We start from the raw sequence: 13,385 nt of genomic DNA on the forward strand, positions 1-13,385 counted from the left end.
AGGCTCGACCATGACCAAGACCCAACCTTCGCTCACCCTAAGCCTTTTGCAGGCCCGAGAAGCCGCGATGGCATTTTTCAGGCCGCTGTTGAACGCGCATGACCTGACCGAGCAGCAATGGCGGGTCATCCGCATCCTCAAGCAGCATGGCGAGCTGGAGAATTACCAGCTGGCAGAACTGGCCTGCATCCTCAAGCCGAGCATGACCGGGGTGCTGGGGCGGCTGGAGCGCGATGGGCTGGTGCGGCGGCAGAAGGCAGCGCAGGACCAGCGGCGGGTGTTCGTCAGCCTGACCGAAGACGGGGAGGCGTGCTTTGCCTCGATGAAGGAAGGGATGGAGGCCAACTACCAGAAGATTCAGGCGCAGTTTGGTGAAGAGAAGCTGCAGCAACTGATGGGCTTGTTGAATGACCTGAAGCGCATTTCGCCCTGAGTTCCTGTAGTGGATGGCACCGGTTGTACAGGATGACAGTCGTCGCTGTGGGAGCGGGCATGCCCGCGAAGAGCGCCGCCGCCGGGGGCTGGTTATGCGTGGCTCAGAGGCGGTGCCAGGCACCGCGAAGGGAAGGGCGGCAAGAGCCTCAGAGCCGGCGCACCGGCCCTGAGAGGAGCACTCAATACTCCCAGAAGATTCGCTGCAGTTCCTTGCTGTCCTGGGTCTTGGTCATCGCTACCATCGCCAGAATTCGCGCCTTTTGCGGGTTCAGGTCGTGGGCCACCACCCAGTCGTTCTTGTCGTCCGGCTGTTCGGCGTTGCGCAGCACGAAGCCACCCTGGTTGACGTGAGACGAACGGATGATCTGCACGCCGTTCTTGCGCAGCTCTTGCAGCGCCGGCACCACCCGCGACGATACCGAACCGTTGCCGGTGCCGGCATGAATCAGCGCCTTGGCACCGTTTTGCGCCAGTGCCTTGTAGGCAGTGTCGGTGACGTTGCCATAGCCATAGGCAATGTCCACCTGGGGCAGGCTGCTGATCTGCTTGATATCGAACTCGGAATTGACCGTATGGCGCTTGGCCGGCAGGCGGAACCAGTAGGACTTGCCTTCCACTACCATGCCCATGGGGCCCCAGGCGCTCTTGAACGCTTCGGTTTTGATGTTGACCGACTTGCTCACGTCACGCCCGGACTGGATCTCGTCGTTCATGGTCACCAGCACGCCCTTGCCACGCGACTGCTTGTCGCTGGCCACGGCCACGGCGTTATACAGGTTGAGCATGCCGTCAGCGGACATGGCGGTACCTGGGCGCATCGAGCCGACCACCACGATTGGCTTGTCGGTCTTTTCCACCAGAGTGAGGAAGTAGGCGGTTTCTTCCAGGGTGTCGGTGCCGTGGGTGATGACGATTCCGTCGACGTCCTTGCTTTCGGCCAGCTCGGCGACGCGTTTGCCCAGCTTTAGCAGGTCGTCGTTGCTGATGCTTTCAGACGCGATCTGCATCACTTGCTCACCGCGCACGTTGGCGATGTCTGCAAGCTCCGGCACGCCGGCGATGAGTTTGTCGACGCCCAGCTTGGCAGCCTGGTAGGTCGCGCTGTTGGCGGCGCTGGCACCGGCGCCGGCAATGGTGCCGCCGGTGGCGAGGATGACCACGTTGGCCAGCTTCTGCTGGGTTTCGGCTTCTTTGGCCGAGGCGGTGGCTGGCAGGATCAGCAGCAGCGCGAGTGCGCTGGGGGCGAAGGTTTTGAGTGCGGCATTCATCGTTATTGTTCTCTCTTCCTAGTGAGATGATTTTTTTGTCGCACCTGAACAAGGCATGTTTCATACCAGCTTGTGTAAATGAGCGCAGGTGCGGCCTTGCGCGTTGCCAGGGGGCGTATTGCATTCGGAATCCCGAAAAACATAGGAAAAGGTGTTCGGTTTTTCGGAGAAATCTGGATAATCAGCCGAAGCAGTGCTCTGGCCTCCGACAGCCAAACGGATTTGACAAACCCCGGTCCTGTTTCCATAGTTAGGTACCGCAAACGTTTGCTATCCGATAAAAAACACAAGATTCGGAGTCATCGTCCATGAAACTGCCGTTCCCCGGTCGTCTGCTGGCCCTCGCTGTCGTTTCCTCGCTTTCTCTCGCCCTGCCATTGTCGGCCGCCCACGCCGAAGACAAACCCAAGGTCGCCCTGGTCATGAAGTCGCTGGCCAATGAATTCTTCCGCACCATGGAAGATGGCGCCAAGGACTACCAGAAAGCCCACGCCAGTGAATTCGACCTGGTCGCCAATGGCATCAAGAACGAAACCGACACCGGCGAGCAGATCCGCATCGTCGAGCAAATGGTCAATTCCGGCGCCAAGGCGCTGGTGATTGCCCCGGCCGATTCCAAGGCACTGGTGTCAGCGGTGAAGAAGGCCATGGACCAGGGCGTTGTAGTGATCAACATCGACAACCGTCTGGACCCTGATCTGCTCAAGAGCAAAGGCATCAGCGTACCCTTCGTTGGCCCCGACAACCGCAAGGGCGCGCGCCTGGTCGGCGACTACCTGGCCAGCCAGAAGCTCAAGGCCGGCGACCAGGTGGGCATCATCGAAGGCGTGCCGACCACCACCAACGCCCAGCAACGCACCGCCGGCTTCAAGGACGCCATGGAGGCCGCACAGATGAAGATCGTCTCGGTGCAAAGTGGCAACTGGGAAATCGACAAAGGCAACGCTGTCGCGGCGTCCATGCTCAACGAATACCCCGAACTGAAAGCCCTGCTGGCTGGCAACGACAGCATGGCCCTGGGTGCGGTATCGGCCGTGCGTGCTGCCGGTAAGACCGGCCAGGTGCAAGTGGTGGGCTACGACAACATCAACGCCATCAAACCGATGCTTGGTGATGGTCGCGTACTCGCCACCCTCGACCAGGCCGCCAGCCAGCAGGCGGTGTACGGCATCCAGGCGGCGCTGAAAATGGTCAAGGGCGAGAAGCCTGATGTGGATGACGACAACGTCATCCAGACCCCGGTCAAACTCATCACCAAGAAGCCCTGACGCTGCCAGGAGAACGGCCATGCCTGCATTGGCCAACGAAGTGGTACTCGCCGCCCGTGGGTTGGGCAAGACTTACGCCCAGCCCGTGCTAGGCGACGTCAGCCTGAGCCTGCGCGCCGGCGAAGTGCTGGCCCTGACCGGCGAAAACGGTGCGGGCAAAAGTACCCTGTCCAAGCTCATCAGTGGCCTGGAGGTGCCCACCACCGGGCTCATGACCTATCGCGGCCAGGCCTACGCGCCCGCCAGCCGCAGCGAGGCCGAGCGCCTCGGTGTACGCATGGTCATGCAGGAGTTGAACCTGCTGCCGACACTGACCGTGGCGGAAAACCTGTTCCTCGACAACCTGCCCAGCCGCTTTGGCTGGATCAGCCACAAGCGCCTGCGCCAATTGGCCACGGCCGCCATGGCCCAGGTCGGGCTCGATGCCATCGACCCGGATACCCCGGTGGGCGAGTTGGGTATCGGGCATCAGCAGATGGTCGAAATCGCCCGCAACCTGATCGGTGACTGCCATGTGCTGATCTTCGACGAGCCCACTGCCATGCTCACTGCGCGCGAGGTGGAGTTGCTGTTCACCCAGATCGAGCGCTTGCGCCAGCGTGGCGTGGCCATCGTCTATATCTCGCACCGCCTGGAAGAGTTGCAGCGCGTGGCTCAGCGCATCGTTGTGCTGCGCGATGGCAAACTGGTGTGCGATGAGCCGATACAGCGCTACACCAGTGCCGAACTGGTCAACCTGATGGTCGGCCGCGAACTGGGCGAGCATATCGACCTGGGCCGCCGGCAGATCGGTGCCCCCTTGCTCAAGGTCGACAAGCTAAGCCGTGCTGACAAGGTGCGCGAGGTGTCGTTCGAGGTCAGGGCAGGGGAAATCTTTGGCATATCCGGCCTGATCGGCGCCGGCCGCACCGAGCTGCTGAGGCTGATCTACGGTGCCGACCGTGCCGACAGTGGCAGCATCGCGCTCGGCCAGCCACTTCAAGCGGTAACCATCGACTCGCCCAAGGCCGCCGTGCGGGCGGGTATCGCGCTGATTACCGAAGACCGCAAAGGCGAGGGCCTGCTGCTGACGCAGTCGATCAGCGCCAACATCGCCCTGGGTAACCTGGGCGCGGTATCGCGGGCCGGCGTGCTCGATGGCCAGGCAGAGCAAGCCCTGGCCGAACGCCAGATCCAGGCCATGCGCATTCGCAGTGCCGGCGCGCAGCAGGTAGTGGGCGAGCTGTCTGGCGGCAACCAGCAGAAGGTGGTGATCGGCCGCTGGCTGGAGCGCGATTGCCAGGTGCTGCTGTTCGACGAACCTACCCGTGGCATCGATGTGGGCGCCAAGTTCGACATCTATGGCCTGCTGGCCGAACTGGCGCGCCAGGGCAAGGCCCTGGTGGTGGTGTCCAGCGACCTGCGCGAGCTGATGCTGATTTGCGACCGCATCGCTGTGCTGTCCGCCGGCCGCCTGATCGACACCTTCGAGCGTGAGCATTGGACTCAGGATCAGCTGTTGGCCGCCGCCTTTGCCGGATATCAGAAACGTGACGCACTGCTGCACGATGCAGCACCCAGGAAGAATGCATGAAAACCACCCCGCTAGACAGCCAAGGCGCCGCTCCCGTGCGCCGCAGTGGCACGTACTTTGGCTTGGCCACTTACTTGGGCTTGGCTGGCGCTTTGCTGGCGATGATCGTGTTGTTCTCATTCCTCAGCAGCCACTTTTGGTCTTACAGCACCTTCAGCACCTTGGCCAACCAGATCCCGGACCTGATGGTACTGGCGGTGGGCATGACCTTCGTGCTGATTATCGGCGGTATCGACCTGTCGGTGGGCTCGGTGCTGGCGCTGGCTGCCTCCGCGGTGAGCGTGGCGATTCTCGGCTGGGGCTGGGGCGTGCTGCCCTCGGCGATGCTGGGCATGGCCGTGGCCGCGCTGGCCGGCAGCATTACCGGGTGCGTAACCGTGGCCTGGCGCATCCCGTCATTCATTGTTTCGCTCGGCGTGCTGGAAATGGCCCGTGGTCTGGCCTACCAGTTCACCGACTCGCGCACCGCCTATATTGGCGATGCCTATGCCTGGTTCTCCAACCCGGTCGCCTTTGGTATTTCGCCAGCCTTCATCATTGCCTTGCTGGTAATCGTGTTGGCCCAGCTGGTGCTGACCCGTACGGTATTCGGCCGCTACCTGATTGGCATTGGCACCAACGAAGAAGCCGTACGCCTCGCCGGTATCGACCCGCGCCCCTACAAAGTGTTGGTGTTCGCCTTGATGGGCCTGCTCGCCGGCCTGGCCGCGCTGTTCCAGATCTCGCGGCTGGAAGCCGCCGACCCCAATGCTGGCTCCGGCCTGGAACTGCAGGTGATTGCCGCTGTAGTGATCGGCGGCACCAGCCTGATGGGCGGGCGTGGCTCGGTTATCAGCACCTTCTTTGGCGTACTGATCATTTCCGTACTGGCCGCCGGGCTGGCGCAGATCGGCGCCAGCGAACCAACCAAACGCATCATCACCGGGGCGGTGATCGTCATCGCCGTGGTGCTCGACACTTACCGTAGCCGGCGTGCAGCCCGGCGGAACTGACAACATGGCAACCATCAAAGATGTCGCGGCGCTGGCGGGTATTTCTTACACCACCGTGTCCCATGTACTGAACAAGACCCGACCCGTCAGCGAACAGGTGCGGTTGAAAGTGGAAGCCGCCATTATCGAACTGGATTATGTGCCCAGTGCGGTGGCCCGCTCACTCAAGGCGCGTAGCACGGCCACCATCGGCCTGCTGGTGCCCAACAGCGTCAACCCGTACTTCGCCGAGCTGGCGCGGGGTATCGAAGACGCCTGCGAACGCAACGGCTATTGTGTGATCCTGTGCAACTCCGACGACAACCCGCAGAAGCAGCGCAGTTACCTGCGCGTGCTGCTGGAAAAACGCATCGACGGCCTGGTGGTAGCCTCGGTGGGCCAGGACAGCGACCTGCTGCAAAGCCTGGCCTGTGTACGCACGCCCATGGTCATCGTCGACCGTGAGCTGGAGGGCGTCGATGCCGACCTGGTGCGTATCGACCACGAGCATGGCGCGTACCTGGCCACCCAGCACCTGCTGGAGCTTGGCCATCGCGACATCGCCTACATCGGCGGCCCTGCCGAAACCGGGGTTACTCAGCTGCGCCTGTGCGGCTTTCGCCGCGCCATGATCGAAGCCGGTGCGCCCCTGCTGGGCAACCGTGTGCTGCACTGCGACTTCACCAGCCCAGGTGGCCATGCGGCGGCAACGCAGGTGCTGGAGGGCAAGCGGCCCACGGCAATTTTTGCCGGCAATGACATGATTGGTTTCGGCGTGCTGCGCGCTGCAGCCGAACGCAATATCAGCGTACCCGGCGAACTGTCGGTGATCGGCTTCGACGACATCGAGCTCAGCCGCTACGTCTACCCGCCGTTGACCACGGTGGGCCAGTCGATTCGCGAGCTGGGCGAAAGTGCCGCTTCACTGTTGCTGACGCGTATCGGTACACCCCGGCAAGGCGCGGCAGAGCAACGCATCATTGCCCCGCGCATCGTCTTGCGTGAGTCCACCGGGCCACGCCCGGACCTGTTCAATGATTACCGCTAACGCTAAGGAAATGTCATGAATGCCAAGGTTGTGGTGGTCGGCAGCCTCAATATGGACCTGGTGGCCCGCGCGCAGCGCCTGCCCAGGGCCGGCGAAACACTCCCCGGCGAAAGCTTTTTCACCGTGCCGGGCGGCAAGGGCGCTAATCAGGCCGTGGCAGTGGCACGGTTGGGCGGTAGCGTGGCGATGATCGGCAATGTGGGGGACGACGATTATGGTCGGCAACTGCACCGGGCATTGTACGTCGAGGGTATCGACTGCCAGGGCGTAAGCACGTGCCCAGGGGTTTCCAGTGGTGTCGCACTGATCACCGTGGATGCCGCCAGCCAGAACTGTATCGTTATCATTCCCGGCGCCAACGGCCTGCTTACGCCACGGTCGGTGCAGCGTTTCGATGCGCTGTTGCAGGCGGCTGAAGTGATCATTTGCCAACTGGAAGTGCCGGCCGAAACCGTGGCCTGGACCCTGGCCAGAGGGCATGAGCTGGGTAAGCAGGTAATCCTGAACCCAGCACCTGCTACCGGTCCCTTGCCGGCGGACTGGTTTGCGCATATCGATTACCTCACCCCTAACGAAAGCGAGGCCGAAGCGTTGACCGGCATGGCGGTGACCGACCAGGAAAGCGCCCGGCGCGCTGGCGAGCGGCTGCTGCAACTGGGGGCGGGGAAAGTGATCATCACCCTGGGTGCGCAAGGGGCCTTGCGGATTACTGCTCAAGGCCACCAGCACTATCCGGCGTCGGTGGTGCAACCGTTGGATACCACCGCTGCCGGCGATACCTTTGTCGGTGGCTTTGCGGCCGGGCTGGTGCGGGGGTTGGAGGAGGGCGAGGCTATTGTGTTTGGCCAGCGTGCCGCCGCATTGTCGGTCACCCGTGCCGGTGCCCAGCCGTCGATTCCTTACCTGGCGGAGCTGACACCATGAAGAAAACCCCATTGCTGAACGTTGCCCTGTCGCGGGTTATTGCCGGCATGGGGCATGGTGACATTCTAGTGATCGGTGATGCCGGGCTGCCGGTGCCGCCGGGCGTGGAGATGATCGACCTGGCCGTTACCCCAGGGTTGCCGGATTTCGCCAGCGTGTTGCGGGCAGTGCTGAGCGAATTGCAGGTAGAGCGGCACGTGCTGGCTGAAGAAATGCAGAAAGTCGTGCCACCAGCGCTGGTCGAAATCGAGCGACTGAAGGGCAAGCTGGGCAAGCGCGAATGGCTGAGCCATGAGAATTTCAAAGTGCTTTCGCGCAGTGCCCGTGCAGTGGTGCGCACAGGTGAATGCCAGCCCTACAGCAACATCGCCCTCATATCCGGCGTCACCTTCTAAGGGCGGGGGGCAAAGCGGCCCCGGAAACCGCCACCCAGGCAACAGGAGTGCCACCCATGCTCAAACCCCTGCTACAAGGAATCGCCTTCATGGCCACTGCTTCCACCCTTCAGGCCGCCCCTATCGACCTGATCATCGACACTGACCCTGGCGCCGATGATGTGGTCGCGCTGTTTCTGGCCATGGCCTCACCCGACGAACTCAACATCCGCGCCATCACTACAGTGGCTGGCAACGTGCGTCTGGAAAAAACCTCGCGCAACGCGCGCCTGGCTCGCGAATGGGCGGGGCGCGAAGATATCCCCGTCTACGCCGGTGCCGGTCGCCCGTTGGTGCGCACACCTATCTATGCTGCCGACGTACACGGCGAAGAAGGCCTCACTGGCGTACCGGTGCACGAGCCGAAAAAGGCCCAGGCCCAGGGCAATGCCGTGCAGTACCTGATCGACACCCTCGGCGCGGCCACACCCCACAGCATCACCGTGGCCATGCTCGGCCCGCAGACCAACCTGGCCCTGGCGTTGATTCAGCGCCCAGACATCGTCAAGGGCATCAAAGAGGTGGTCGTCATGGGCGGTGCCCATTTCAACGGCGGCAACATCACCCCGGCGGCGGAGTTCAACCTTTACGCCGACCCACACGCCGCCGAAGTGGTGTTGGCCAGCGGCGTGCAACTGACCTACTTGCCGCTGGATGTCACCCACAAGCTGCTGACCAGCGACGCCCGCCTGAAGCAACTGGCCGCCGTGAATAACCAGGCCAGCAAACGCGTGGTAGATATCCTCAATGCCTACATCACCCACGACATGGACCTGTACGGCATGCCCGGCGGCCCGGTGCACGACGCCAGCGTCATCGCCTACCTGTTAAAGCCCGAGCTTTTCAGTGGCCGGCGCATTCACATGAGCGTCGACAGCCGCGAAGGCCCAACGTTTGGCCAGACGATTGCCGACTGGTACGGCGTGCTCAAGCAGCCGGCGAATGTGCTGTGGGTGGAGCAGGGCGATGCCCAGGGGCTGTTCGATCTGCTCAGCGCCCGGTTGGCACGATTGGAATAACCGGGTGCGGCGCGTAACGCTCAAGCACTTGCTCGATGAAGCCGCGCGCGGCTTCAGCGCCGCGATCGCGCACCAGCAGGTCGATGCCAATCAACAGCAGCTCCTCCGGTGTGCCGGGGCTGTACGCGCTCTGGCCCTCGGCCCATTTGACCTTGATATCGGCATCGATGTTGTGGGTGCTCATGAAAAGCTCTCGCTTGGGGCCCGGAACGAAGGGGAACACCTGACCCTGGTGTTCGATGGAGGCGGGATGCGCTCCACTTCTTGCAGCAAATCATGGCTTTGCGCCAGTGATCGTGCGAGCTAAGCATATGGCAAACGCAGTGGGTTGTGCAAAATCCGGTCACGATTGCTTTTCGCCTCGCTGCTGCAGTTCAGGCAGACTTGGCCGGTTTTGCAACAAATGATGAGTGGAGCTGTCGGATCAGGCAGTTCCCAGACCGATTTAGGAGGCTTCATGTTCCGTACCCGTGCTTACCTGGCAACCCTGGCGGTGGCTGCTGTCCTGGCTGGTTGCAGCACTGGTGACAACGCTGGTGGTGGTGCTGTGCCGGCCACGCCAGCAGGCAACGACGGCCGTTGCGAAGCCAGCGGCGCTGACTTTGCCATTGGCAAGCCAGCCAGCGCCGAATTGTTGGAGCAGGCGCGCAAGGCCAGCGGCTCGCAAATGGCGCGTATTCTCAAACCGCACGACGTGGTTACCCTGGAGTACCGCTCCGAGCGCTTGAACCTGAATGTGGACGAGCAGGGCAACGTGACCCGCGTCAACTGCGGTTGATGCAAGGCTGAGGGGCCATCAGGCCCCCGAAACATGGCGTGCCCGCATAGGCCATTTCACTCAGCCCATGCAAACGCCCATAAAAAAACCCGCCATAAGGGCGGGTTTTTTTACAGCTTCCGAATTACTCCGGACGAACCTGTGCAGCCTGCATGCCCTTCTGACCGCGCTCGGCGACGAAGGAAACAGTTTGGCCTTCTTTCAGGCTCTTGAAGCCGTCGGATTCGATGGCCTTGAAGTGAACGAACAGGTCGTCGCCGCCGCCTTGTGGGGTGATGAAGCCGAAGCCTTTCTCATCATTGAACCATTTGACGGTGCCGGTTTGGCGATTGGACATGGGATGAATCTCCAGAAACTTGAAATTTTTCGAAGTGCCATAGACGCCTGAGCTGTCTGGCACAGATGACATCATAGTCTAATTCTGCGGATGTAGCGCCTTTTACCTTCATCGGATGTTGATTCAAGGCAAAGAATCGCTCGCCAACCTTGGCTTTAAGGTTTCAGCTTTTCGGTTTACAAGCCTGCTGAACGACCGTCTGGGCCTTCTGCATCAGCTTGGCGTCCACGCCATCCTGGCTGTCCAGGTCGGCAATCTCGGCATCGGTAAAATTCTTTTTGATGGCTTGCGCGCCACAGTCGCAGTGCTTTTTCGCAGTGGCAGCGTCAACACCCTGACCGCTGGCCACCTGCGTGCACTGGGTCATGTAGCCGGCCTCCTTCCCAGGTGGGAAGTTGCCGGCGTTCGCAGCCACGGGCAGCAGCAGGGCGCCAGCGGCCGCCAGGGCCAGAAGAGACGGAACTCGCATAACCAGTTACTCCTTGGGTTAAGGTCTCATCAAGAGTAGGTTGCTTCCCAAGGTCTGATAGGCATTTTTTCCTGATAGTTCACCGCTGCGGTGCAATTTCCAAATATTTCTGCCTGGGGTGCAACCCGCGTGCTAGCATGCTCGGCTTGTGGTCGCGTTGTTGCCGGCTACAGCTATCTTTTTTCTTTCCAGTCACTCTGGTTCGTCCCTGACAAGCCGAAAGGCTTCTGCCACTGTGAGGCAGGCTTTCCTTAAAGAAAGGCAGGTCGGATCTTGTACTGGCTCATCCCAACCCACGTGACCTTTGGTAGGGGTCACCACTAGGAGAGGAGGCGCCATGCCCGTTATTACTCTTCCCGATGGCAGTCAACGTTCGTTTGATCACGCCGTATCCGTAGCCGACGTAGCCGCTTCCATCGGCGCGGGCCTTGCCAAGGCCACCGTGGCCGGCAAGGTCGACGGCAAACTGGTCGATGCTTGCGACCTGATCAGCAACGACGCCACCCTGCAGATCATTACCCCTAAAGATGAAGAGGGACTGGAGATCATCCGTCACTCGTGCGCCCACTTGGTTGGCCACGCCGTGAAGCAGCTGTACCCGACCGCCAAGATGGTGATCGGCCCGGTGATCGACGAAGGCTTCTATTACGACATCGCCTACGAGCGCCCCTTCACCCCTGAAGACATGGCCGCTATCGAAAAGCGCATGATGGAGCTGATCGAGAAAGACTACGACGTGGTCAAGAAGATGACCCCGCGTGCCGAAGTGATCGATGTGTTCAAGGCCCGTGGCGAAGACTACAAGCTGCGCCTGGTCGAAGACATGCCGGATGAGCAGGCCATGGGCCTGTACTACCACGAAGAATACGTCGACATGTGCCGTGGCCCGCACGTGCCGAACACTCGCTTCCTCAAGGCATTCAAGCTGACCAAGCTGTCCGGCGCGTACTGGCGCGGCGATGCCAAGAACGAGCAGCTGCAGCGCGTGTATGGCACCGCCTGGGCTGACAAGAAGCAGTTGGCCGCTTACATCCAGCGCATCGAAGAAGCCGAAAAGCGCGACCACCGCAAGATCGGCAAGCAGCTCGACCTGTTCCACCTGCAGGAAGAGGCCCCAGGCATGGTGTTCTGGCACGCCAACGGCTGGACCGTCTACCAGGTACTCGAGCAGTACATGCGTGGCGTGCAGCGTGAAAACGGCTACCAGGAAATCAAGACCCCGCAAGTTGTCGACCGTATCCTCTGGGAGCGCTCCGGCCACTGGTCCAACTACGCCGAGAACATGTTCACCACGTCGTCGGAAAGCCGTGACTACGCGGTAAAACCGATGAACTGCCCGTGCCACGTGCAGGTGTTCAACCAGGGCCTGAAAAGCTACCGTGACCTGCCGCTGCGCCTGGCCGAGTTCGGTGCCTGCCACCGTAACGAGCCGTCTGGCGCCCTGCACGGCATCATGCGCGTGCGTGGCTTCGTACAGGACGACGCGCACATCTTCTGCACCGAAGAGCAGGTGAAGAAAGAAGCTGCCGACTTCATCAAGCTGACCCTGGACGTGTACAAGGACTTCGGCTTCAGCGACATCGCCATGAAGCTGTCCACCCGTCCGGCCAAGCGTGTAGGTTCTGAAGAGTTGTGGGACCGTGCCGAAACGGCGCTGGCCGACGCCCTGAACGAATCGGGCCTTGAGTGGGAATACCAGCCAGGCGAGGGCGCCTTCTACGGCCCGAAAATCGAGTTCACCCTGCGCGACTGCCTCGGCCGTAACTGGCAGTGCGGTACCCTGCAGTACGACCCGAACCTGCCAGAACGCCTGGATGCTAGCTATATCGCCGAAGATAACAGCCGTGTTCGCCCGGTCATGCTGCACCGCGCCATTCTCGGTTCGTTCGAACGCTTCATCGGCATGCTGATCGAACACTACGCTGGCGTATTCCCGGCGTGGCTGGCCCCGACCCAGGCGGTGATCATGAATATCACCGACAAGCAGGCCGATTTCGCCCTCGAGGTAGAGAAATCTCTGAACGGTAGCGGTTTCCGTGCCAAGTCGGACTTGAGAAATGAGAAGATCGGCTTTAAAATCCGCGAGCATACTTTGCTCAAGGTCCCGTACCTTTTGGTTATAGGGGACCGCGAAGTCGAAACGCAAACCGTCGCTGTGCGTACTCGCGAAGGCGCAGACCTGGGCTCCATGCCCGTCGCCCAATTCGCTGAGTTGCTGACACAAGCGGTTTCCCGGCGTGGTCGCCAAGAATCGGAGTAATGACTATTAAGCGTGAAATGAGAAACGATAAGCGTGCTGTACCGAAGGCCCCGATCAACGAGAATATCTCGGCCCGCGAGGTTCGGTTAATTGGCGCAGACGGCGAGCAGGTTGGCATCGTCTCGATTGATGAAGCGCTGCGTATCGCTGATGAAGCGAAGCTGGATCTGGTAGAAATTTCTGCAGACGCGGTACCACCGGTCTGCAAGGTCATGGACTACGGCAAGCACCTCTTCGAGAAGAAGAAGCAGGCTAACGAAGCCAAGAAAAACCAGAAGCAGATCCAGATCAAAGAAATCAAGTTTCGTCCAGGGACGGAGGATGGGGATTACCAGGTAAAACTACGCAACCTGGTACGTTTCCTTACCGATGGGGACAAGGCCAAGATCTCTCTGAGATTCCGTGGTCGTGAGATGGCCCACCAGGAGCTGGGCATGGAGCTGTTGAAGCGGGTCGAAGCCGACCTCGCCGAATACGGCACCGTTGAGCAGCATCCTAAGATGGAAGGACGCCAGCTTATGATGGTCATCGCCCCCAAGAAAAAGAAGTAATCTCCCGGGCACGGCAGGCCTGATGATTATGTGTAATTTTATCGAATGCG

General features: G+C 61.0%; 15 protein-coding genes. 11 read left to right on the top strand and 4 right to left on the bottom strand.

Annotation, left to right across the window (positions count from 1 at the left end):
* Positions 1-10: 10 nt before the first annotated feature.
* Positions 11-433, top strand: coding sequence for a homoprotocatechuate degradation operon regulator HpaR (gene hpaR / locus Q9451_RS13420; RefSeq protein ID WP_012273106.1), 423 nt, complete (start codon positions 11-13; stop codon positions 431-433).
* Positions 434-614: 181 nt separating this feature from the next.
* Here the strand turns inward: hpaR and Q9451_RS13425 are convergent, their stop codons facing one another.
* Positions 615-1,703 carry an asparaginase gene (locus tag Q9451_RS13425; RefSeq protein WP_012273105.1) on the bottom strand — a complete coding sequence of 363 codons (1,089 nt, stop codon included), beginning with the start codon at positions 1,701-1,703 and terminating at the stop codon, positions 615-617.
* Between the two features lie 308 nt (positions 1,704-2,011).
* Here Q9451_RS13425 and Q9451_RS13430 point away from each other — a divergent pair, with 308 nt between their 5' ends.
* Genes Q9451_RS13430 through Q9451_RS13460 form a run of 7 tightly spaced genes read left to right on the top strand, consistent with a single transcriptional unit; the run spans position 2,012 to position 8,940 of the window.
* Positions 2,012-2,971, top strand: coding sequence for a sugar ABC transporter substrate-binding protein (locus Q9451_RS13430; protein WP_012273104.1), 960 nt, complete (start codon positions 2,012-2,014; stop codon positions 2,969-2,971).
* 19 nt (positions 2,972-2,990) lie between these two features.
* On the top strand, positions 2,991-4,544 hold the full coding sequence (locus Q9451_RS13435; protein ID WP_012273103.1) for a sugar ABC transporter ATP-binding protein: 1,554 nt from the start codon (positions 2,991-2,993) through the stop codon (positions 4,542-4,544).
* On the top strand, positions 4,541-5,536 hold the full coding sequence (locus Q9451_RS13440) for an ABC transporter permease (RefSeq protein ID WP_012273102.1): 996 nt from the start codon (positions 4,541-4,543) through the stop codon (positions 5,534-5,536). Before Q9451_RS13435 ends, Q9451_RS13440 begins: the two co-directional genes overlap by 4 nt.
* Before the next feature lie 4 nt (positions 5,537-5,540).
* Positions 5,541-6,563, top strand: coding sequence for a LacI family DNA-binding transcriptional regulator (locus Q9451_RS13445; protein WP_012273101.1), 1,023 nt, complete (start codon positions 5,541-5,543; stop codon positions 6,561-6,563).
* A 15-nt stretch (positions 6,564-6,578) separates the two neighbouring features.
* Positions 6,579-7,487: a ribokinase gene (rbsK, locus tag Q9451_RS13450; protein WP_012273100.1), complete on the top strand. Its 909-nt coding sequence runs from the start codon at positions 6,579-6,581 to the stop codon at positions 7,485-7,487.
* Complete coding sequence (rbsD, locus tag Q9451_RS13455) at positions 7,484-7,882, top strand: D-ribose pyranase (protein WP_012273099.1); 399 nt, start codon at positions 7,484-7,486, stop codon at positions 7,880-7,882. The genes rbsK and rbsD overlap by 4 nt, the downstream gene beginning before the upstream one ends.
* 56 nt (positions 7,883-7,938) lie before the next feature.
* On the top strand, positions 7,939-8,940 hold the full coding sequence (locus Q9451_RS13460; protein WP_012273098.1) for a nucleoside hydrolase: 1,002 nt from the start codon (positions 7,939-7,941) through the stop codon (positions 8,938-8,940).
* Here the strand turns inward: Q9451_RS13460 and Q9451_RS13465 are convergent.
* Positions 8,912-9,124, bottom strand: coding sequence for a hypothetical protein (locus Q9451_RS13465; protein ID WP_041166542.1), 213 nt, complete (start codon positions 9,122-9,124; stop codon positions 8,912-8,914). The genes Q9451_RS13460 and Q9451_RS13465 overlap by 29 nt on opposite strands.
* 273 nt (positions 9,125-9,397) lie before the next feature.
* Here Q9451_RS13465 and Q9451_RS13470 point away from each other — a divergent pair, with 273 nt between their 5' ends.
* Positions 9,398-9,718, top strand: a complete 321-nt coding sequence (locus Q9451_RS13470; RefSeq protein ID WP_012273096.1) for an I78 family peptidase inhibitor — start codon at positions 9,398-9,400, stop codon at positions 9,716-9,718.
* Positions 9,719-9,842: 124 nt separating this feature from the next.
* On the opposite strand, the gene Q9451_RS13475 is transcribed toward Q9451_RS13470, so the two are convergent.
* A complete protein-coding gene (locus tag Q9451_RS13475; protein WP_012273095.1) occupies positions 9,843-10,055 on the bottom strand; it encodes a cold-shock protein in 213 nt (70 codons plus the stop codon).
* Positions 10,056-10,218: 163 nt separating this feature from the next.
* Positions 10,219-10,524 carry a hypothetical protein gene (locus Q9451_RS13480; protein WP_012273094.1) on the bottom strand — a complete coding sequence of 102 codons (306 nt, stop codon included), beginning with the start codon at positions 10,522-10,524 and terminating at the stop codon, positions 10,219-10,221.
* Positions 10,525-10,861: 337 nt separating this feature from the next.
* Here Q9451_RS13480 and thrS point away from each other — a divergent pair, with 337 nt between their 5' ends.
* Together thrS and infC are read left to right on the top strand one after the other, a co-directional pair.
* Positions 10,862-12,784, top strand: a complete 1,923-nt coding sequence (thrS, locus tag Q9451_RS13485) for a threonine--tRNA ligase (RefSeq protein ID WP_012273093.1) — start codon at positions 10,862-10,864, stop codon at positions 12,782-12,784.
* Complete coding sequence (gene infC / locus Q9451_RS13490) at positions 12,784-13,335, top strand: translation initiation factor IF-3 (RefSeq protein WP_012052879.1); 552 nt, start codon at positions 12,784-12,786, stop codon at positions 13,333-13,335. The genes thrS and infC overlap by 1 nt, the downstream gene beginning before the upstream one ends.
* Positions 13,336-13,385: the final 50 nt, after the last annotated feature.

It is taken from the genome of Pseudomonas sp. NY8896, from assembly GCF_039634505.1.